Below are 22198 nucleotides of genomic sequence, written 5' to 3'. Positions count from 1 at the left end.
ACAAATATCTAAAAATAAATATATGAGGAGAACGAAAATGTATCAAAGACTTATGGATATTATGTCTGAAAGATTATTGCCTATTGCAACTAAAATTGGTTCACAAAAACATTTAGTCGCATTACGTGATTCATTTATTGCAACGATGCCTGTGGTTATGACGGGATCGATCGCATTATTGTTAAATGCTTTTTTTGTAGATTTTCCTGCTGAATTTGGGTGGACAGGAATCACTGACGCATTTCAATGGTTGATTAGTATTAATAATTTGATTTTTAATGGGAGTTTAGCAATTGTTTCCTTAGTCTTTATTTTTGCTTTAGGATATAATATCGCTAAAGTATACGAAACAGATAAATTATCTGGAGGATTAGTTGCTTTATCATCATTTGTTATTTCTTTAGGAACAAGTATTACTCAAACATTTCAATTAGAGGGTGTTAGTGCTGATATTGGGAAAATTATTAATCAGGTCACTGGCTTGAATTTTAGTGATGGAAATTTATCAGTAACGATCAATGGCTTATTACCAGGAAACCAAATTAATTCACGTGGTTATTTTACAGCAATTGTTATTGGTTTTTTAGCGGTAGTGATTTATAGTAAATTCATGAAGAAAAATTGGACGATTAAATTACCTGATTCTGTACCTCCGGCAATCTCGGTGCCATTTACTTCAATTATTCCGGCTTTTATTGCTATGTATGCTGTAGCAGCAATTACTTATGGATTTAATTTGGTGACAGGTCAATTAATTATTGATTGGATCTATGATATTTTACAGACACCATTGTTGGGCTTCTCTCAAAATCCGCTTTCTATTATTTTAGTAGCTTTTTTAACTCAATTATTTTGGTTTTTTGGAATCCACGGTGGGAATGTTATGGCACCGATTATGGAAGGTGTTTTTGGTGTTGCATTATTGGCGAATCTTGAAGCTTTCCAAAAAGGAACAGAAATACCATATTTATGGACGAGTGTATCATATGGTGCCTTTGTCTGGTATGCAACATTAGGCCTGTTAATTGCAATTTTTTGGCAATCTAAAAATAAACATTATCGTGAAGTAGCTAAATTAGGTATAGCTCCAGTAATGTTTAATATTGGTGAACCTGTTATGTATGGGCTGCCAACTGTCTTGAATCCGTTAATGTTCATTCCTTTCCTGTTGGCACCAATTGTATTGTCAGCAGTTGCTTATGGGGCAACAGCATTAGGATTAGTTGCACCAGTTACACAAAATGTTACTTGGGTCATGCCGCCGGTTCTTTATGGATTCTTTGCAACTGGTTTTGATTGGCGAGCAATTATTTTATCACTTGTAAATCTGGCTTTAGCTGTAATTATTTATTTACCGTTTGTTAAGTTGGCAAACAATCCTAAATTTGAAGAAAAATAAGTGGAAGAGGTAAATAATATTGGGTAGTATTGAAGTAAATAAAGAGTTTTTCATCAATGGAAATAAAGTTAAGATTATTTCTGGAGCAGTGCATTATTTTCGAATTGTACCTGAGTATTGGCGCGACACACTCTTGGATTTAAAAGCAATGGGATGCAATACTGTTGAAACATATGTACCATGGAATCTACATGAACCATATCAAGGAAAATATGATTTTTCGGGTATTAAAGACATTGAAACATTTTTGAAACTAGCTGAGGAATTGGAATTATTTGTTATATTACGAGCTTCACCTTATATATGCGCTGAATGGGAAATGGGTGGTTTACCAGCATGGTTGTTAAAATATCCTCGTATTCGTTTACGAACTAATGATAAACAATATCTTAAATGTCTGGATCAATATTTTTCAATTTTATTACCTAAATTAAGTAAGTATCAAATTACTCAAAATGGGCCGATAATATTGGCTCAATTAGAAAATGAATATGGTTCATACGGTGAAGATAAAGAATATTTATTGGCTGTGTATCAGATGATGAGAAAATATGGAATTGAAGTACCTCTCTTTACAGCTGATGGAACATGGCATGAAGCCTTAAATGCGGGTTCTTTATTGGAAAAAAAAGTTTTTCCTACAGGAAACTTTGGATCACAAGCAAAAGAAAATATTACGGTGTTAAAAAAATTCATGGAATCCTATCAAATTACGGCACCGTTAATGTGTATGGAATTTTGGGATGGCTGGTTTAATCGCTGGAATCAAGAAATAATTAAAAGAGATCCCCAAGAATTTGTAAATTCAGCGCAAGAAATGTTGTCGTTGGGCAGTGTCAATTTTTATATGTTTCAAGGCGGGACAAATTTTGGATGGATGAATGGCTGTTCGGCTCGAAAAGAACATGATTTGCCCCAAATAACTTCATATGATTATGATGCGATTCTAACTGAGTATGGTGCTAAAACAGAGAAATACCATTTATTGAGAGAAGTAATCACTGGAAAAAAAGAGCGTTTACCAGAGCGGCGTCAAACTAAAAATTATGGTCAAATAATAAAAAATCGAAGTGTCTCTTTATTTAGTACGCTTGATTGTATTGCTGCCTGTCATCAGTCTGATTGGCCTTTAACGATGGAAGAGTTAGATCATTATTATGGTTACGTGGTCTATCAACATACTTTTAAAAGTTATACTGATGATTTACGGATGCGAATTATTGATGGACGTGATCGAGCAAAAATATATCTGGATGATCAAGAGATTGCTACTCAATATCAAGAAGAAATTGGTGATGAGATTAATTTACCGACACATAGCAATGATACTCATGATTTAAAGATATTAATGGAAAATATGGGTCGGGTCAATTATGGTTCTAAGTTACAAGCTGAGACGCAACAAAAAGGAATCCGTAATGGGGTAATTTTAGATATCCATTTTACCAAAAAATGGAAACATTACTGTCTTAATTTTGAGCATCTTGATTTATTGAACTGGGAAAATGGTTATCAATCAGGCCCAGGTTTCCATGAATATATTTTTGAAGCTGATGAAGTTAAAGAAACTTTTATTGATTTGGAAGGCTTTGGAAAGGGTGTGGTCTTTGTAAATGGTCATCATTGTGGCAGATTCTATGAGGCCGGACCAACACTATCACTATATATACCAGGTCCGTTTTTAAAAAAAGGGATTAATCAAATTATTATTTTTGAAACAGAAGGCTGCTATCGTGACAAGATTGAATTAATTGGTCAGCCAAAATATCTATAAACAGTAGAAGTATTCTGATTAAAAGAAGTTTAAATTCTAGACAAGTGAATTTAAACTTTTTTTACTAATAATTTTAATGAGAAATGATTATTAAAAGAATATCTAGAAATTATGATAGAATTCACTTATAATACTATGAAAGAGCTGTTTTATCGATTGAGGAGGGTTAATATGGCTACATTAAAAGAGGTTGCTGAATTTGCGAATGTTTCAATCGCAACTGTATCACGAATATTAAATGATGATAATTCATTGACTGTTTTACCAGAAACGAAAGAAAAAGTCATCAAAGCAGCTGAACAATTAAACTATATTCCTAAATCAAAACGTAAGGGAAATCATGATGAAGCTTTGACAGTGGCAGTTATCCAGTGGTATTCTTTTGAACAAGAAATGCGCGATACATATTATTTATCTTTGATTCAAGGTGTTGAAAATTATTTAAAAACAAATGGAATCATTGCTAAAAGAATTAGAAAAGACGATATGGATTTAAATAAGGTTTTGGAAAATGTTCAAGGAATTATCTGTATTGGTAAGTTTGAATTTGAAGTGGTAAAAGAATTAAAGGAGTACACTGAAAATATTGTTTTGTTGGATATGGATATCAGCCCTGTAACTGAATGTTGTGTAACTTTGGATTTTGATAACGCAATGTTTCAGGTGGTTGATTATTTTAACCGTTTAGGTCATAAACATATTGGTTTTTTAGGACGGGGCGAGTACGAAGAATTATCACTTCATATTAGTACTAGAAAGAGTAGTTTTATTAAATATTGCCAGTATTTTGGCTTGAAATATACTGAATTGCTGCTGGAAAATGAATTAACGAGTGAAGCTGGCTATAATTTGATACATAATTTAGCTAAAACCAAGGAACTTCCAACGGCTATTTTTGCTGTCAACGATCCAATTGCTATAGGTGCAATGCGGGCATTACAAGATCAGGGAATAAGAGTTCCTGAACAAGTTTCTATTATTGGGTTTAATAATATTGAAGCTGGTAATTTTACTACACCATCATTAACGACTGTTTATGCGCCTTCAAAGGAGATGGGAAATCTTGGTGCGATGCTGTTACATGAAATGATTTTAAAGAAAAAAGCTTTATTTCCGATGCGAGTACAGTTGCCATGCTCGTTACTAGAACGTAAATCATGTAAGAAAATTATATAAAATTAGTGTTATTAGGATAGTTTTTGCTGCTGTGGTCTTAAAATCAAGAATGTTTGATTATTAGGCCGCTTTTTTTATTTTACTTAAATAAATGTTGAATTTAGTATTATATTATCAATTATTGGCGTAATGAAAGCGCTATCTTTTTAATGAAATACCAGATAAATTATGTTATAATGGGAATATCTAAGAAAAGGGGGAGTGACACATGCTCGATGATTTTTTAATTCACGTATTTCACAAAGGAAATACATTAGAAGCGTATAAAGTATTTGGTGCTCATTTAGAAACAAATGACCACAAAAAAGGTGTCCGCTTCACCGTCTATGCACCTAATGCACGAAGTGTACAAGTCGTAGGTGATTTTAATGACTGGGATGGGCAAAACCATTATATGGAAAGGTATACAGATGGAGGAATCTGGACTTTATTTATTCCTGGGGTAAAAGAATTTGCTCTTTATAAGTACCGGATTGAAACACAAAATTTTGCGACAGTAGATCGTGCTGATCCATATGCGTTTTATAGTGAGTTACGACCAGGAACAGCGTCAAGGGTTTACAATATTGAACGGTTTCGTTGGGCTGATAAAAAATGGCTTAATAGCCGAACAAAGAATTTTGATAAACCAATGAATATTTATGAAGTAAATATTGGTTCTTGGAAAATGAAAAAGGATTTTACGGCAGAAGAAGACGGTGAATTCTACTCTTATGAAGAGATGATAGAGCTTCTAATTCCATATTTAGTTGAAAATAACTATACTCATTTGGAATTAATGCCACTGACAGAATTTCCGTTTGATGGTTCGTGGGGGTATCAAGCAACTGGGTATTTTAGTATAACTAGTCGTTATGGTGAACCGAAAGGTTTAATGAAATTTATCAATGCTTGTCATAAGGCGGGAATAGGTGTCATTATGGATTTTGTTCCTGCACATTATGTAAAAGATGGACATGGTCTTTATAAGTTTGATGGTGGATTTGTATATGATTATCCAGATATTAATCGTCGTTATACTGAATGGGACAGTGTTTATTTTGATGTTGGGCGTGAAGAAGTTAGAAGCTTTTTAATGAGTAGTGTTGGCTTTTTAGCTGAATATTTCCACATTGATGGGATACGTTTTGATGCGGTAAGTAACTTGATCTATTGGAAAGGCAATAAAGAAGCTGGAGTTAATGATGGTGCGTTAGAATTCATGAAACGTATGAATAATCATATGAAGGGTTATTATCCTGGTGTGATGTTGATTGCTGAAGATTCAAGTGATTTTAATGGCGTTACAAAAGCACCAGATATTGGTGGCCTTGGATTTGATTATAAATGGGATTTGGGATGGATGAATGATACTTTAAAATATATGAAACTAGATCCAGTTTACCGTCAAGGTGATCATAATTTACTAACGTTCTCGATGGCTTATTTTTATAGTGAAAATTTCATTTTACCATTTTCTCATGATGAAGTAGTTCATAGTAAGGGAACTATCATTGATAAAATTTGGGGTAATAATGAACAAAAATTTGCCCAATTAAAAACACTTTATACTTATATGATGATTCATCCTGGAAAGAAATTAAATTTCATGGGAAATGAATTGGGTGAATATAAAGAGTGGGATGAAAAGGTAGCTTTAGGATGGAATATTCTTAAGTATCCTATTCATGATTCCTTTCATAAATTTATGATTAGATTAAATGAAGTTTATAAAACATATCCATGTATGTATGAACAGGATTATGGAATGGATGGTTTTGAATGGTTAGTTGTTGATGATCGAGCACAAAGTGTATTTGCAATTGAAAGAAAAGGAACGGATGGAAGTTCTTTAATTGCTGTTATGAATTTTACAGGAAACAAACATGAGGGATATATGGTTCCAGTAAATCAGCCAGGAAGTTATAAAGAAATTTTAAATAGTGATACTGATATCTATACTGGAAGCAATTTCGTTAATAAACGGGCTATAAAAGCTAAAGAGGGTCAAACTTTAAATAAGGAATATTACATACCAGTAAATATTGCGCCATTTGGCAGCATGATTTTCGAATATAAAGGCTCTAAATAATGAACTGGTATAAGAGGAGATAAAATGTTTAAGAATAAAGAAGAATTTAAATTTGAATTTTCAAGAAGAATTATAGAATCTTATGGACGAACTGTAGAAGAAGCACATATTACTGAACGCTTCTTAGTTTTGGAAACAATGGTTCGTGACTATGCTTCAGTAAACTGGGCAACTAGTAAAGCGATTATTCGTAATAACTATCAAAAACAAATGCATTATTTCTCAATGGAATTTCTAATGGGACGATTATTAGTAAATAATATGATGAACTTAGGAATATATCAGATTGCTAAAGATGGTCTTGAAGAATATGGAATCAATATTCATGATTTAGAGGAGCTTGAAACAGATGCTGGTCTAGGAAACGGTGGTCTTGGAAGACTAGCAGCTTGCTTTATGGATTCATTGGCTTCACTAGCATATCCGGGGCATGGGCATACGATTCGTTATGAATATGGATTATTTAAACAAAAAATTGAAAATGGTTATCAAATCGAATTACCAGATCAATGGATGCAAACAGGATTTAACTGGGAAGTGAGAAAGCCGAAACATCGAGTACCAGTAAAGTTCTTTGGTAAAATTATTTTTAATGAAACGACAGGGAAATATGAACATGTTGATGCTGAGGAAGTGTACGCAGTTCCTTATGATGTCCCTATTGTCGGTAATGATACTACAAATACTAATACGCTTCGTTTGTGGAGTGCTGAAGCAAGTGATAATATTCCTGCAAATCAAGATTTTAGGCAATATATCCAAAATGTTAGAGATATTTGTCAAATGTTATACCCTGATGACTCAACTCCTGCGGGAAAAATGTTGCGTTTGAAACAAGAATATTTCTTTACTTGTGCAGGATTAAATTCTATTGTAAGGGCGCATTTAAGACAATATCCAAATTTGAATAATTTCCATCAAAAAAATGTTATCCAATTAAATGATACACATCCTGTTTTAGCAATTCCTGAATTAATGCGTATTTTGATTGACGAACAAGGATATGAATGGGAAGAAGCATGGGATATTACGACACAGACGTTTGCTTATACAAATCATACGATTTTAGCTGAAGCGCTTGAAACATGGCCAATCAGTTTAATGCAGTCATTATTGCCAAGAGTTTATGAAATTATTGAAGAAATTCATCGACGTTTTATTGGGTATGTTAAAATGGCAAGTGACCGTGATGAAGAGTTATTGAATCGAGTAATGATTTTACGCGATGGTACAGTCTACATGGCGCGACTTGCAATTGTTGGAAGTTTTAGTGTCAATGGGGTGGCAAAATTACATTCTGATATTCTAGCGGAACGTGAATTAAAAGATTTTGCACAATTATATCCATCAAAATTTAATAATAAGACTAATGGGATTACACATCGTCGCTGGTTAGCATATTGCAATCCAGAACTATCATCATTAATTAGTGAATATATCGGAGATGAATGGATCAAGCATCCGGAAAGATTAGAAGATCTAATGGGGCATTTAGATGATCTTACCCTTCAAGATCGTTTCTTGGCGGTGAAAAAAGAAAGAAAACAAATTTTAGCTGACTATATTAAAGAACATAACGGAATTACTGTTGATGTTGACAGTATCTTTGATATTCAAGTAAAACGTCTTCATGCTTATAAACGTCAATTATTAAATATTCTTCATGTTATTGATCTGTATTTAAGAATGAAAGAAAATCCTGATTTTAGAATTGAACCGAGAACATTTATTTTTGGGGCAAAAGCTGCAAGTGGATATTATTTTGCTAAAAAAGTTATTAAGTTAATTAATAGTGTTGGCGATGTTGTAAATAATGATTCGGAAACTAATAAATACTTAAAAGTAGTCTTTTTAGAAAATTACGGAGTTACTTTAGCTGAAAAAATCATGCCAGCGGCTGATGTATCGGAACAAATCTCAACTGCTGGTAAAGAGGCTAGTGGTACGGGAAATATGAAATTTATGATGAATGGTGCGATTACATTAGGGACTTTGGATGGAGCAAATGTTGAAATTGCAGAATTAGTTGGTGAAGAAAACTGTGTAATCTTTGGAATGAAAGATCATGAAGTTAAAGAATTACAAATGAGTGGTGCTTATAAGGCATGGGATTATTATAATAATAATCCAAGATTAAAGAGAATTATCGATAGCTTGATGGATGGTACATTCCATGAGAATCGTGAAGAATTCCGGGTTATTTTTGAAGAGTTAATGAATAAAAATGATGAATATTTTGTTTTGGCTGATTATGAAGCATATTGCCAAGCTCAAAGTTCTGTGCGTGATCTATATAAAGATCGTTCAAGATGGGCAAAAGTATGTCTAACAAATATTGCAAAGAGTGGGTTCTTCTCATCAGATCGAACTATTCAACAATATGTTGACGATATTTGGCATTTAGATAAAGTAAAATTTTAAGGGATTGAAAATCCCTTTTTCTTTTGATTAAAATTGGTATATAAGTTATTGATAAAACCCAAATTATCTGTATATAGTCTAAAAAAATGCTGATTATCTACATTTTATATCATTGCTATCTGAGAAGTGATAGGATATAATGAACACGAGATGAAAGGGTGAAAATCATGGAAAAAAGTGCCATTAGAATGATTGCAAAGATGGTATCTGTAAATAAAATCGAAGTACAATTGATTAGAAGATATTACGAAGGAAATTGTCCTCGTTTTTATTTGAGAGATTTAAATAATAATACTTTGATAGAAATAGAAATATCCGCTAAATTTGTAGAAGAAGAATACGTTCATTACTATTTCGATAATGTCGAAATAGATTTTTGTCATGTTTATCAAATTGTAGATGCATATGGTTTAGCGGAAACCCTCCAATATACTCAACTGATCTATGATGCTGAGTTTTTAAAAAATAACTATTATGATGGTAATGATTTAGGAAATTCATATCATGAAGATTATACGATTTTTAAAGTATGGGCTCCAACAGCGTTAGCTGTTAAAGTTGCAATTACTAAAGACCATACTACATATAGTTATGAAATGAAAAGAATTGGTAACGGTGTTTTTTGTTCATATGTTGCGGGAAATTTTGATAACTGTGAGTATGTTTATCTAGTACGACATCATGATAGTTATATTAAGGCATTGGATCCATATGCTTATGGATCTTCATCAAATGGTAAAAGTAGTTATATTGTTGATTTAAATAAGATTAAGATCGACCTGAATCGGGAATGTTTAAAGCCATTAAAAAATAAGACAGATGCGATTATTTATGAAGCTAGTGTCCGTGATTTTACGATGTATGAAAACAGTTTAAGTAAGTACAAAGGAAAATTCGCTGGAATTAGAGAAACTGGGTTATTGACTAAACATGGTAATAGTGCAGGGTTAGATTATTTAGTGGAATTAGGAATAACACATATACAATTATTGCCAATCTATGATTTTGCGACTGTCGATGAAAATCACCAGGAAGTACTATATAATTGGGGATATGATCCAGCTCAGTATAATGTTCCTGAAGGAAGTTATTGTACAGATCCTAATGATGGTTACAGCAGGATCGTTGAGTGTAAACAGATGATAGCAGATCTGCATGCGAAAGGAATTCGGGTAGTGATGGATGTTGTCTATAACCATATGTATGATGTTAATGCGAGTGCTTTTGAACGAATCGTACCTGGCTACTATTTTAGAAAAAATCCAGATGGGAGTTTATCAAATGGTTCATGGTGTGGTAATGATTTGGATAGTGGTGAACATATGGTGCGTAAGTATATTATAGATATGTCGAGACGCTGGCAAAGTTTTTATGGTGTTGACGGGTATCGTTTTGATTTAATGGGAATTATTGATATTGAAACGATTAATCGTGTCTATCAAATTTGTTCTGCTTACGATGCTTCATTTATGGTTTATGGGGAGGGTTGGAATATGCCGACTAATTTACCAGATGAGCAAAAGGCGATGCAGGATAATCATGCAAAAATGCCGAAAATTAGTTTTTTTAATGATGAATATCGTGAGGTTATTAAAGGTGGAAGCAGTGATAATGTTTTAGTTAATAAAGGTTTTATTACGGGAAATCTTTACGAAACAGAAAAGGCAAGAAATGTAATTACAGCGACTAATCGTTATACAAGTCCGGACCAATCAATTAATTATGTTGAATGTCATGATAATGCGACGGTTTTTGATAAATTGTATATTTCTAATGTTGAAGAAGGTTTAGATGGGATAATAACTCGACAAAAGAATCTTACGATCATGGTGTTATTGTCGCAGGGAATTCCCTTTATCCATGCGGGACAAGAATTTTATCGAACTAAAGGCGGGATTGGGAATACTTATAATTCACCTGATAATATTAACTGTATTAATTGGGATTTTCGAGATATTTATAAAGATGATATTAATGAGATAAGAAAAATTATTCAATTACGTAAAGATAATAAGTGTTTTCGCTATGCAACTAGAAAAGAGATTGAAGCAAATGTTATGGTTGAAAATATTGACTTTAAAATGTTAAAATATACTCTAAAACAAGATGAAGGTGAATATCGTGAATTTGTTATTTACATTAACCCATCAAGTTTTACATTTGATTATGAAGAAACTGCTTATCAGCACCTTTATGGTGAAATTACTGATCAGCAAATAGGAGCTAGAACGATTGTTGTTCTAGCAAGATAGGAGAATTAAATTGAAATTAATTGTAGGATTAGGAAACCCTGGGAAAGAGTATGAAGGAACTCGTCACAACTGTGGGTTTATGGTAGTAGATGAATTAGCTAATAAATTAAATACAGAAATAAATCAGAATAAATTCAAAGGTTTATATACAAAGGTAAAATATCATGGAGAAGATGTTATTTTATTAAAGCCGCAAACATATATGAATCTTTCTGGTGAGTCAGTAATTGCTGCAATGAATTTTTTTAAACTGGATAAAGAAGATATTATTGTTATCTATGATGATCTGGATATGCCGGTTGGTAAATTAAGATTACGTAAAACTGGCAGCGCTGGGGGGCATAATGGGATAAAAAACATTATCGCTCATTTATCTAGTCAAGATTTTAAACGAATTCGTGTGGGAATTGATCGTCACAAGTATATGAAAGTAGTTGATTATGTTTTATCAAGGTTTGCAAAAGAGGAGACTGAAGCAATCAATCAAGGAATTGATAAGGCTAGTGATGCTGTTTTGGATTATCTTGATCATGATTTTGATTACATTATGAATCGTTATAATTAGAGGTTTATATGAAGAAGATAGATGAAATATTGAAACAAAACCCTGCCTTTAAAACATTGTTAAAGGGAGAGGGGAATATCATTGTTAATGATCTTAACGATGAGGCACTATTAGTAACTAGTGCCTTTTTGACATTACAAAAAGATATTATTGTAATTAAACCAAATCAGTATGAGGCTAACTTGTTGTATCAACAGATTTCATTGATTAATGAAAAAGACAGCTTATTTTTTCCAGTTGATGAGTCATATCGAATTGAAGCTTTAGCCTCATCGCCAGAACTATTAGGACAGCGAATTGATGCTTTATATCAATTGACAACTGATCAGCCTAAAATTTTAATTACTCATGGACAGGCCCTGGTACGGTATTTACCAAGTAGACAGTTATTTTTAGATAATTGTTTAAATCTAAAAACAGGAATGCAAATTGATATATATGATTTGCAAAAACTTTTGATCAAGGCTGGTTATACATCAGCACCGCGAGTAGATCAGCCGTTTTATTTTTCTAAACGTGGTGGAGTAATCGATGTTTTTTCAATTCAATATGATAATCCATTACGGATTGAATTTTTTGATGATGAGATTGATAATATACGTTTTTATAATCAAAATAGTCAAAGAACGATAGAAAAGGTTAAAGAAGTAACCATTATTCCCGCTAGTGATATTTTATATGATGAACAAGAAGTCCCGGCTGTTTTAAGTAAAATCAATGATTTAAGAGACCGGCAGATTGAAGAACTTGATGAGTTATATCAAGAAGATTATTTAAGTAAAGTATCAATAGATCAAGAAAATTTGCGGAATCATGATACTAGTTTTACGATGTATGGTTATTTTAATTTATTTAATCAGACAGCTAGTTTATTAGATTATCTCGATACCCCGCTAATCATCCAAGCAAACAATCATGATATTAATTTTGCTTATAAGAACTATTTAGAAGAAAATCATTATTATTATCAAGAATTGGCTAGTATTGGGAAAACTATTAAAGGTTTGAATCTATTTAGAGATTTATATGAAGTGATTGATAGAAAATCAGTTAATTTTAAACCTTTTGCTCAAAGTGATAAAGATGTGTTGTTTAATGCTCGTGCTATTATGATCAATAATGATGATGAGGCAATGATTATTAATCAAATTAGAGCTTATTTAAAGTTATCAAAAGTTGTTGTAGCTTTAGATGATGATCATCAATTAAAATTAATGACTGAATTATTTGATCGTCATGAAATGGCATATACTTTGATTGGGATAAAAGATGAAATATATCCGGGGTTGAATATTGCGGTAAATAAAATTGGTTTTGGAATCGAATTAGTTGATGAAAAAATTGTTATTATAAGTGCAAATGAATTATTCAAAACACGTAATATTAAAAAACCAAAATATTTTAAGTATAAGAATGCAAAGGTTTTAAAAGATTATCAAGAATTAAATATTGGTGATTATGTTGTACATGATAATCATGGGATAGGGCAATACTTAGGAATTAAAACATTAGAAGTTCAAGGATTTCATAAAGATTATTTATATGTAGCCTATGCTGGAGACGATACTTTATATATACCGGTTGAACAATTTAAGATGATTAGGAAGTATTCAAGTAATGAGGGTAAAGTTCCTAAAATTAATAAATTGGGAGGCTCACAATGGCAGAAAACAAAAGCCAAAGCACGGAGTAAAGTTGATGATATTGCTGATAAGTTAATTGAAATTTATTCTGCTCGTATTAATCAGCCTGGCTATGCTTTCCCAAGTGATAGTGAGATTCAGCTGGAGTTTGAACGCTCATTTGGTTATGAATTAACAGTTGACCAGTTACGTTCAGTTGAAGAAATTAAAGCCGACATGGAAAAGAGTCAGCCGATGGATCGCTTGCTATGCGGAGATGTTGGATTTGGGAAAACGGAAGTTGCTTTAAGAGCAGCATTTAAGGCTATTCTAGGAAATAAACAGGTTGCTTTTTTGTGTCCCACAACAATTTTATCAATGCAGCATTATAAAACAATGATTGCACGATTTAAGGATTTTCCTGTCAAAATTGCTTTATTGAATCGCTTTACATCGACTAAGGAAAAGAAGCAGATACTAAGTGATTTAAAATTAGGAAATATTGATCTGCTTGTAGGGACACATCGAATCTTATCAAAGGATATTGTTTTTAAAGATATTGGATTATTATGTATAGATGAAGAACAGCGTTTTGGTGTTAAACAAAAAGAGAAAATTAAAGAGTATCGTAAAACTATTGATGTTTTGACCCTTACAGCTACCCCGATTCCTCGAACTTTACAAATGTCATTGATGGGAATTCGCGGATTGTCACAAATTGAAACTCCTCCTAAGAATCGTCAGCCAGTTCAAACATATGTTATTGAAAAAAATAATGTTTTAATTAAACAGATCATTGAACGAGAATTAGCTCGTGATGGACAGGTTTTCTATTTGTATAACCGAACTAGTCAGATTGCTAATGTTGCTTATAATATTACTTTATCAGTACCTGGGGCAAGGGTAGCGGTAGGTCATGGGCAAATGGATAAAAATGAATTAGAAGATGTAATGATGCGTTTTGTGAACAAGGAATTTAATGTTCTCGTTTGCACAACGATTATTGAAACAGGAATCGATATTCCTAATGCAAATACGATTATTGTTGAAGACGCTGATAAATTTGGATTAAGTCAGTTATACCAGATTAAAGGGCGCGTAGGGAGAAGTAATCGTGGTGCATATGCTTATTTGTTATATAATCCTACTAAAGTTTTAAATGAAGAAGCTAGTAAACGGCTTAAGGCAATTAAGGAGTTTACTGAATTAGGAAGTGGATATAAAATTGCTATGCGTGATTTAGCAATTCGCGGTTCAGGAGATATTTTGGGTGGTACACAATCAGGCTTTATTGATTCAATTGGTTTTGAGATGTATATGAAGATTCTTCAAGATGCTATTAACGAAAAAATGGGTAAAGAGGATGTGGAAGCAGAAAAAGAAATCAAAAGTGTTAATGTCAAAGTTGATGGATATATTCCTCATGATTATGTATCTAGTGATATTGAAAAACTTGAACTATATCAGCGTCTAGATAATGCCAAAACGATAAGCGGTGTTGATTATCTAAAATCAGAATTTATTGATTATTACGGTAAATTACCAGAGGAAGTAAGTACATTAGTAGAAAAACGGAAGTTAGATATTTTAGCATCTACTGAAATTATTGAAAACTTAGCGGAAGTTAAAGGGAAGATGGAAATTACTTTTACTAAAGGATATAGTCAAAATGTTAAAGGGGATCAATTGTTTGAATTAGTCAATCGACTTTTCACTAAACCTGTGTTTAGGCAATTAGGTGGTAAAATTGTAATTGTCTTGCCAAAAGGTGATCAATGGCTTGAGCGAATCAATCAATTGATAACGACATTAAACAGTTAGCAAACAGAGTATTCTTGAATAGGGAGATTTGTTTTTAAAGCAAATCTCTTTTTTTTGTTAGAAAAACTAACAAAAAATGAACAATGTTCATTGAATGCTTGTTGATGATAGCATATAATAAGTGTGAAAAGAGATGATGAGATGACTAGTCAGCGTTTTAATAAAACAATTGAACGAAAAAAAGAGATTATCAAAGCTGCGATGCAATTATTTAGTGAAAAAGGATACGCGCAAACATCAATGCGTGATATTGCTAGGACAATGGGAGTTTCGTTAGGTTTGTGTTATCGCTATTTTGATTCAAAACAAATACTATTTAATACAGCAATCGATCTTTATATTGAAGAGTGTTGTAATAGTTATCTTGCTATTTTACATGATTCTACTATTACGATTAAAGATAAGATAGATGCATTATTTACTTCAATAGGTGATGAGCATTCAAATATGCAATATTATGATTTTTTTCATCGTGTTGAAAATGAAGAATTACATGAACAATTATCAATCAAATTATGCAAATATATGTATCCACATTTATTAGAAGCAGTAAAAAAAGCTATTGCAGCTAAAGAAATATATATTGAAAATCCTGAGGCATTAATTAGTTTTATTATATATGGTCAAGTTGGATTATTATCTAAAAGTAATATTGATCATCATGAAGTTGCAAAATTATTGAATCAGTATGTTAATCAATTAATGAAATTTAATCCCTGACTCTAGGGATTAAAATTAAAACAAAAAAATGAACATCGTTCATTTAAGGAGGGCATTATGAATAAAAAAGAACAATCTAGACAAACATTTGACTTACAGGCTTCAAAATATGATACTACTTTTTATGGAAAACATGCCCGTAAAATTTATCCATATCTTTTAAATGAAATTATTCGCTGTTATGGTGAGGAAGTACTTGATTTAGGATGCGGGACAGGAGCTTTAATGAAACAAGTTATTAGTGAGGATTCACATCGACATCTTACAGGAATTGATTTATCATCACAAATGATTGAAAAGGCTAAACACCAACTTAAGAATAAGGCGACTTTAGTAGTAGGAGATAGTGAGAATTTGCCATTTTTTGATCAAACTTTTGATATTGTTTATTGTAATGATTCATTTCATCACTATCCAAATCCTCAAAAAGCCATTGCAGAAATATATCGTGTTTTAAAAATTGGGGGAACATTGATTATTGGTGACACATATTTGCCAGTCATTGCTCGGCAGGTTATGAATTATTTTATTCGCTTTAATAAAGATGGGGATGTTAGAATTTATTCAAAAAAAGAAATGATTTCGTTCTTGGAAGAATTATTTCATGAAATAAAATGGATAAAGGTATCGAATAGTGCTTACATGATCAAAAGAGTAAAATAATGATACAAGCAACAAATCGTAAATATTTACGATATATTTATCAATTATTGTTGGAGGGAAAAAAGGTACGTCAAATTGATTTGGCTTTATCTCTAGGATACGCACGTTCAAGTGTTTCAATTGCAATTAAACAATTGAAAAAAGCAGGGTATATTGATCTTATTAAAAATAACATTACTTTAACAGAGCGGGGAAGTATGTTGGCACAAGAAAGTTTGAAAAGTTATCAGCAAGTTTATCGATGGATATTGGCTTTAGGGTTAACTTCATATGAAGCAAGATTATATGCGGATAAATTAGAAAGTGATTTTGATCAAAAATTTATTGAGATGTTACTTAAAGACAAAAGACTAAACAATTAATTGTTTAGTCTTTTTGTGAACTGTAATTTGCTAAAATCGTATCAAAATCAAGACCGATTTTAAAACCTAATGTAAAATAATCATCAATACAGTTTTGGAATGCTTCAAAACTGTAGGTTTCATTAACTTTCAATGCGCTTTGATAAACCTTGATTAGTTGATTGGCAATATTGTTGGAGTTGTTGATTTCTTGATAGTTCTTGAGTTTGTCAACGTGCAATTCAAATCCGATTGACATCAACATATGAAGGGCATCAGTATAATAGTTAAGGATTTCTTTGTTATTGGCAGATGAATTATCCCAAAAGCTAAATACTTTTGCTTCTTCACCGACTTTACCTAATTCACAAAGAAAAGCTAGTACTTTTGCTTCAACCTTATCTTTATTTAAAACAGCATGATTAGGATCAACGACCAATTTTAATTCGTGGCTCATATGCGCTTGGTAGATTTTATTAATTTCATTCATTTAATTATCACCTCTTAAGTATTATTATACTCTTTTATGTGACATTTTCATGAATTATGATAATTCAATATAATCATGACGCAAATATTCTTTTGTATAGGTATTATTGGTTAGATCTTGAATAATAGTTAGAAAAGATTCATTTTCAAGATAACAGGTATAACTAACCCGATCTAAATACTCGGTATTAATGCATTTAATATGATGTACTTTAATTAAGTGTTCAAATTTTTTAGTGTATGAATAATCCACTGTAATTTTATATAAAGGAACACTGAATTTTTCTACAATCTCAGCTCCTTTTAAAGCATCAGCAACACTTTGACGATAAGCTCGAGTTAAACCGCCAGCTCCTAATTTAATCCCGCCAAAATATCTTGTAACAATAGCAATGATATTAGTAAGTTTATTTTTTTCTAAAACATCTAACATTGGTAGACCGGCAGTTCCGCTCGGCTCCCCGTTATCATTGGCACGTTTTTGGGTACCAACGATATAAGCAATACAGTTATGAGTAGCATCATGATATTTTTCTTGATATTCTTTAATAATATTATCAATTGCAGTTTCGTCATTACACGGTATTAAAGTACAAATAAATTCTGATTTTTTAATTATCCATTTATATGTAGTTATTTCACGTACTGATTTCATTAAATCCCTCATTTCTTTATTATCATAACACATATTACTAGCAAAAGTATGATAAATTTGGTATATTAGTTACGTAATTATAGGGAGGGCGAGACCATGAAAAAAATAGCTGTTTTAGCAGATAGTGGATGCCAGTTACCAATTGGTTCGTTAGAAGATCAAGGAATTTATATTGTACCTTTAACGATTACAATGGGTAATAAAACATATTTAGATTTAGAAGAAATAAGTGCTAATGAAGTATTTGAAAGAATGAATAAAACTGGGGAAATGGTGATGACATCACAGCCTTCAACAGGTTCAATTCAAAATGCAGTTCATAGAATTAAAGATGCGGGATATGATCATATTATTGCTTTGCCGATTGCAACTGGATTATCTTCAACCTTGAATGGAATGAAATTGGCTTGTGATATGGTGGGAGTACCAGTTACGTTAATTGATACTAAGGGTACGGCTAGTAATCATCGCTATTTAATTAGGGTTGCTAAAAAATTAATTGATGATGGTAAAAGTGTTGCGGAAATTGAAACGATTTTAACAGCAATGGTTGAGGATTCAGCGACTGTGATTATGGCACCTAATTTAGACCATTTAAAGAAAGGCGGACGAATCACTCCAGCGGTAGCACTATTGGGGAACTTATTAAAAATAGTGCCGGTAATGAAATTAAATTATGAGTTGGGCGGTAAGATCGATACTTTAGATAAAGTTAGAACGGTGAAAAAAGCCAACTTAAAGATAGTTGATCATTTAGTTAATGAATGTGGATTGAACAATAAAGACTTTATTATTGCTATTGAACATGTCTTAGTTGATGATTTAGCTCATCAAATGAAACAGGCGATTATTGATCGAATTGGTGAATGTGAGATTACCGTTCGAGAGTTACCAGCGGTTGTAGGAGCACATATGGGTGTTGGTGGTGTTGGATATCAATATATAAAAAAATACGAGGGATTAACATGGAACGAATAACAAGTTTTAGTGTTGACCATACAAAGTTAACAAAAGGTGTCTATGTATCTCGGATAGATGGTGAATTAACAACATTTGATATCCGCATGACTACACCTAATTTAGAGCCTGCTTTAGATCCTCGTGGTGCTCATACAATTGAACATATCGGGGCAACATTACTTCGTAACGGCGAAAACAAAGATAAAATAATTTATTTTGGACCAATGGGATGTATGACAGGTTTTTATTTAATTACAAAAGAATTAGATTTGGCTCGAGTAATCAAAATTGTACGTGAATTATTTGAACAGATTGCAAATTGGCAAGAACCCATACCTGGAGCGAAGATGGAAGAATGTGGCAATTACTCATTTATGGATTTAGAAAAAGCTAAAGCTGCGGCTAAACATTTTGTTACTAGCGAATGGCAGCATGAATATCATTATTTATAGTTAAATTAAAACATGTTTCGAATTTTGAAACATGTTTTTTTATCGAGAACATCTATTTAATTTTGTCATTATAAGCGTATATTATTCTATAGAGGACAAATATGTATAAAGGAGTGATTCAAAAACAATTAGAACCTGACCAAAGAAGGTATTTGGTACTAAATTGTTATGAGTAAATGAATTATAAGAACCAACAATAATTGGTAGTGTTACATTTTGATAAAGATTAGAATTTTCATTGGCAATAAAACTAATTATATCGATGTTATTTTTAAAAGCATTATCGACAATTTCAACTAATCGGGGTGTAATTCCAGAATTAGAAATCACAATAAATAGGGAATTATCTTGATATTTAATATCAAGCATTTCAGTATGGACAACATTCATTGCATAAAATCCATTTAGGGTTAGACGCTGTTGCAAATAATCAGCAATTGGAGCAGAGAATCCCATCCCAAAAACGATGATATTATGTTGACGATGTTTATTTAATAATTCAATGAATGCTGGAATATATTGTTCAAGATCATCAGGAGAAAAAAGCTGGGTATTATTCGATGATGACAGCTGATAGATCATATCACTGTAGCCACTAAAACCAAATTTATTGCAAAGACGATAAATTGCAGAAGTAGATGTGAAATTAGCGCTGGCCATTTGCCGAATCGTAATATCTTTTAAATTATTTTGATTATCTTCAAGATATTTAACTAATGCTAATTCAAGTTCATTTAAATCAAATTTATCTCTTAAATGTTCGATATTCATATTATCACCTCAATTAGATTATGTCACAGATTAGAAAAAGGAGCAAGTTTATGGCAAAAACGATGTACGACCCATGGTCAAAGATTATTACAAGAAATGGTTATGCTGGAGATGAGGTAATATCAGCTTTACAGAAATCAATTCGTCGCAGTTTAGAAGAACAGGCATGTATGTTCGCCTATGAAATGTATATTTCTTCACCGGAATTATTAGAAAAAATGTGGCGTCGATTATTAACTATTTCGGTAGAAGATATTGGAATGGGAGATCCGATGGCTGCAGTATTAGTAAATAATTTATATCAAATGTCAAAACATTTTGATTATGCTGATGGTGATCAACCAATGTATTTTATCCACGCGATTAGATATTTATGCAGTTGTCAAAAAGATCGTTCTAGTGATTTATTAAAAAATATCTGTATTAAATCTTTTGCGATGGGAAAATTACCGGAAATACCTGATGTTGCTTTAGACAAGCATACAGTAAGAGGAAAAGCCATGGGGCGTGATTCATTCCATTTCTTGAATGAAGCTAGTAAAGTTATTCCACAAATGGAGGTGGATAACGATTATAAAGAACGCTATGCAAAAATTCTTGAAGAATATGATCCAGAGAATGTTAGTGAAACAGCGTTCACTTTTAATGGTTGGCAATTTTAATAGGGGGATAAAAAATTGATTAGTAAATTAGAGAAATTATTAGGACCAATTGCAAATAAATTGGCTCAGCAGCGACATCTTCAAGCAATTTCATCGGGTATGATGATGTCATTAGGATTAATCGTAGTAGGGTCAGTTTTCTTAATTATTGCCAATCCGCCAATTAATTTAGACTTGGTTGATTTGAATACAGGAAATATCTTTTTAAAGTTTTTAATTAGCTGGAAACAATTTGCTTTAGCTAATTATGATGTTTTAACTTTACCATATAATTATACAATGGGCTTAGTTGGTTTGATTTCAGCTTTTGGGGTTGCTTATTGCTTAGCTGAAAGTTATAAGATGAAAGCTTCGGTTTATGGGATAATTTCGATGTGTACTTTTTTAATGGTTGCAGCTCCATTAAAGGATGGAGCTATTACAATGAGTTATTTAGGTGCGGATGGTCTATTTGTTGCTTTAATAATTTCATTAATATCAGTAGAGATTTCACGAGTAGTCAGTCATCGAATAGTCTTTACTTTTCCAGATAGTGTTCCTAGTGCAGTGACTAATTTTGTAAATAGTTTAATGCCATTAGCGCTAAATATCATTGTTATTTATGGGGCTAATTTGATTTTAGTAGCTTTATCAGGGAAAAGTATGCCAAATTTAATTATGTCGTTTTTAACACCTGCAATTTCAGGGGTTGATAATGTTTGGATGTTTATGGGAATTTATTTATTTTCAAATATTCTTTGGATGTTTGGAATTAATGGTTCTTCAATTGTATTTCCAATAGTTTTTGCTTTGGGGATTGCGAATACGGGACTAAATGGTGAATTAGTAAATTTAGGAAAAGATCCAACAGCAATCATGAATTTACAGATGTTTAGATATGCTTTATTAGGTGGAGCTGGTAATACTTTAGGATTGGTTTTATTAATGTGTCGTTCTAAATCTAAGCATATTAGCTCGATTGGTCGTTTAAGTATTGTTCCTGGGATTTGTGGAATTAATGAGCCAATCATGTTTGGGGCTCCGATTGTATTAAATCCAATTTTATCGATACCGTTTTTAGTAATGCCGTGTATTTCGATTGGTTTAGGGTATTTAGTTCAAAAAATTGGATTAGTTTCAATGGGATATATAGTTGATCCATCATTTACGCCATTTTTTGCTCAAGGTTTTTTGTCAGCATTGGATATTCGTAATGTAATCTTCATGATTGTTTTGATTATTATTTCAGTTGGAGTATATTATCCATTTTTTAAAGTTTATGAAAAAAACACACTTGCAAATGAAGCAGAATAATAAAGTGGCCGATGCCACTTTTAATATGGAGGAAAGATGAAAAATAATTATGATGTTGTGGTTGTTGGAGCGGGACCAGCAGGAATCATGG

Annotated in this window: 18 protein-coding genes; 15 read left to right on the top strand and 3 right to left on the bottom strand. The window is 32.1% G+C overall.

The window, feature by feature from the left end:
* The first annotated feature begins 37 nt into the window (after positions 1–37).
* The 11 genes from KSU54_RS08335 to KSU54_RS08285 all read left to right on the top strand — a co-directional run bounded on the left by KSU54_RS08335 (position 38) and on the right by KSU54_RS08285 (position 16846).
* Positions 38–1399 carry a PTS sugar transporter subunit IIC gene (locus KSU54_RS08335; RefSeq protein WP_008791349.1) on the top strand — a complete coding sequence of 454 codons (1362 nt, stop codon included), beginning with the start codon at positions 38–40 and terminating at the stop codon, positions 1397–1399.
* 19 nt (positions 1400–1418) lie between these two features.
* The gene (locus tag KSU54_RS08330) at positions 1419–3173 is read left to right on the top strand and encodes a glycoside hydrolase family 35 protein (protein ID WP_003536251.1); all 1755 of its coding nucleotides are present in this window, start codon (positions 1419–1421) and stop codon (positions 3171–3173) included.
* Positions 3174–3344: 171 nt separating this feature from the next.
* Positions 3345–4349, top strand: a complete 1005-nt coding sequence (locus KSU54_RS08325) for a LacI family DNA-binding transcriptional regulator (protein ID WP_040434197.1) — start codon at positions 3345–3347, stop codon at positions 4347–4349.
* A gap of 208 nt (positions 4350–4557) precedes the next feature.
* Positions 4558–6420, top strand: coding sequence for a 1,4-alpha-glucan branching protein GlgB (gene glgB, locus KSU54_RS08320; RefSeq protein WP_003536253.1), 1863 nt, complete (start codon positions 4558–4560; stop codon positions 6418–6420).
* A 24-nt stretch (positions 6421–6444) separates the two neighbouring features.
* The gene (locus KSU54_RS08315) at positions 6445–8841 is read left to right on the top strand and encodes a glycogen/starch/alpha-glucan phosphorylase (RefSeq protein ID WP_003536257.1); all 2397 of its coding nucleotides are present in this window, start codon (positions 6445–6447) and stop codon (positions 8839–8841) included.
* A gap of 167 nt (positions 8842–9008) precedes the next feature.
* Complete coding sequence (gene pulA / locus KSU54_RS08310) at positions 9009–11093, top strand: type I pullulanase (protein WP_003536258.1); 2085 nt, start codon at positions 9009–9011, stop codon at positions 11091–11093.
* A gap of 10 nt (positions 11094–11103) precedes the next feature.
* Positions 11104–11658, top strand: a complete 555-nt coding sequence (gene pth / locus KSU54_RS08305) for an aminoacyl-tRNA hydrolase (protein ID WP_003536259.1) — start codon at positions 11104–11106, stop codon at positions 11656–11658.
* A gap of 8 nt (positions 11659–11666) precedes the next feature.
* Complete coding sequence (mfd, locus tag KSU54_RS08300; protein WP_003536260.1) at positions 11667–15101, top strand: transcription-repair coupling factor; 3435 nt, start codon at positions 11667–11669, stop codon at positions 15099–15101.
* Between the two features lie 141 nt (positions 15102–15242).
* Entirely contained in the window at positions 15243–15821 is a 579-nt protein-coding gene (locus KSU54_RS08295; RefSeq protein WP_008791354.1) for a TetR/AcrR family transcriptional regulator, read from the top strand.
* 57 nt (positions 15822–15878) lie between these two features.
* Positions 15879–16484, top strand: coding sequence for a class I SAM-dependent methyltransferase (locus KSU54_RS08290; RefSeq protein ID WP_117792132.1), 606 nt, complete (start codon positions 15879–15881; stop codon positions 16482–16484).
* On the top strand, positions 16484–16846 hold the full coding sequence (locus KSU54_RS08285; protein WP_003536267.1) for a metal-dependent transcriptional regulator: 363 nt from the start codon (positions 16484–16486) through the stop codon (positions 16844–16846). Before KSU54_RS08290 ends, KSU54_RS08285 begins: the two co-directional genes overlap by 1 nt.
* Positions 16847–16850: 4 nt before the next feature.
* On the opposite strand, the gene KSU54_RS08280 is transcribed toward KSU54_RS08285, so the two are convergent.
* Complete coding sequence (locus tag KSU54_RS08280) at positions 16851–17315, bottom strand: dUTP diphosphatase (RefSeq protein WP_003536269.1); 465 nt, start codon at positions 17313–17315, stop codon at positions 16851–16853.
* A gap of 54 nt (positions 17316–17369) precedes the next feature.
* Positions 17370–17969 carry a YigZ family protein gene (locus KSU54_RS08275; RefSeq protein WP_008791355.1) on the bottom strand — a complete coding sequence of 200 codons (600 nt, stop codon included), beginning with the start codon at positions 17967–17969 and terminating at the stop codon, positions 17370–17372.
* A gap of 96 nt (positions 17970–18065) precedes the next feature.
* Here KSU54_RS08275 and KSU54_RS08270 point away from each other — a divergent pair, with 96 nt between their 5' ends.
* Positions 18066–18947 (top strand): DegV family protein, encoded by an 882-nt coding sequence (locus KSU54_RS08270; protein WP_003536272.1) that lies wholly within the window; start codon positions 18066–18068, stop codon positions 18945–18947.
* Positions 18935–19381 (top strand): S-ribosylhomocysteine lyase, encoded by a 447-nt coding sequence (locus tag KSU54_RS08265; protein WP_003536274.1) that lies wholly within the window; start codon positions 18935–18937, stop codon positions 19379–19381. The genes KSU54_RS08270 and KSU54_RS08265 overlap by 13 nt, the downstream gene beginning before the upstream one ends.
* Positions 19382–19462: 81 nt before the next feature.
* On the opposite strand, the gene KSU54_RS08260 is transcribed toward KSU54_RS08265, so the two are convergent.
* Positions 19463–20152, bottom strand: a complete 690-nt coding sequence (locus KSU54_RS08260) for a MurR/RpiR family transcriptional regulator (protein ID WP_003536276.1) — start codon at positions 20150–20152, stop codon at positions 19463–19465.
* Positions 20153–20202: 50 nt separating this feature from the next.
* Between KSU54_RS08260 and KSU54_RS08255 the strand changes: the two genes are divergently transcribed.
* Together KSU54_RS08255 and KSU54_RS08250 are read left to right on the top strand one after the other, a co-directional pair.
* A complete protein-coding gene (locus KSU54_RS08255; RefSeq protein ID WP_008791356.1) occupies positions 20203–20814 on the top strand; it encodes a hypothetical protein in 612 nt (203 codons plus the stop codon).
* 15 nt (positions 20815–20829) lie between these two features.
* Positions 20830–22107 carry a PTS sugar transporter subunit IIC gene (locus KSU54_RS08250; RefSeq protein WP_003536278.1) on the top strand — a complete coding sequence of 426 codons (1278 nt, stop codon included), beginning with the start codon at positions 20830–20832 and terminating at the stop codon, positions 22105–22107.
* Positions 22108–22198: the final 91 nt, after the last annotated feature.

The organism is Erysipelatoclostridium sp. MSK.23.31 (genome assembly GCF_019125875.1).
Classification (GTDB): domain Bacteria; phylum Bacillota_I; class Bacilli_A; order Erysipelotrichales; family Coprobacillaceae; genus Thomasclavelia; species Thomasclavelia ramosa.
The sequence above is the reverse complement of the archived record's forward strand: the minus strand, read 5'-3'. Positions and strand labels throughout refer to the sequence as shown.

Excerpts from the sequence above, each read along its gene's own strand:
- glgB (WP_003536253.1), top strand. The coding sequence starts at position 4,558 with ATGCTCGATGATTTTTTAATTCACGTATTTCACAAAGGAAATACATTA.
- pulA (WP_003536258.1), top strand. The coding sequence starts at position 9,009 with ATGGAAAAAAGTGCCATTAGAATGATTGCAAAGATGGTATCTGTAAAT.
- KSU54_RS08260 (WP_003536276.1), bottom strand. The coding sequence starts at position 20,152 with ATGAATATCGAACATTTAAGAGATAAATTTGATTTAAATGAACTTGAA.
- KSU54_RS08295 (WP_008791354.1), top strand. The coding sequence starts at position 15,243 with ATGACTAGTCAGCGTTTTAATAAAACAATTGAACGAAAAAAAGAGATT.
- KSU54_RS08255 (WP_008791356.1), top strand. The coding sequence starts at position 20,203 with ATGGCAAAAACGATGTACGACCCATGGTCAAAGATTATTACAAGAAAT.
- KSU54_RS08290 (WP_117792132.1), top strand. The coding sequence starts at position 15,879 with ATGAATAAAAAAGAACAATCTAGACAAACATTTGACTTACAGGCTTCA.
- mfd (WP_003536260.1), top strand. The coding sequence starts at position 11,667 with ATGAAGAAGATAGATGAAATATTGAAACAAAACCCTGCCTTTAAAACA.
- KSU54_RS08275 (WP_008791355.1), bottom strand. The coding sequence starts at position 17,969 with ATGAAATCAGTACGTGAAATAACTACATATAAATGGATAATTAAAAAA.
- KSU54_RS08285 (WP_003536267.1), top strand. The coding sequence starts at position 16,484 with ATGATACAAGCAACAAATCGTAAATATTTACGATATATTTATCAATTA.
- KSU54_RS08315 (WP_003536257.1), top strand. The coding sequence starts at position 6,445 with ATGTTTAAGAATAAAGAAGAATTTAAATTTGAATTTTCAAGAAGAATT.
- KSU54_RS08265 (WP_003536274.1), top strand. The coding sequence starts at position 18,935 with ATGGAACGAATAACAAGTTTTAGTGTTGACCATACAAAGTTAACAAAA.
- KSU54_RS08270 (WP_003536272.1), top strand. The coding sequence starts at position 18,066 with ATGAAAAAAATAGCTGTTTTAGCAGATAGTGGATGCCAGTTACCAATT.
- KSU54_RS08325 (WP_040434197.1), top strand. The coding sequence starts at position 3,345 with ATGGCTACATTAAAAGAGGTTGCTGAATTTGCGAATGTTTCAATCGCA.
- KSU54_RS08335 (WP_008791349.1), top strand. The coding sequence starts at position 38 with ATGTATCAAAGACTTATGGATATTATGTCTGAAAGATTATTGCCTATT.
- KSU54_RS08280 (WP_003536269.1), bottom strand. The coding sequence starts at position 17,315 with ATGAATGAAATTAATAAAATCTACCAAGCGCATATGAGCCACGAATTA.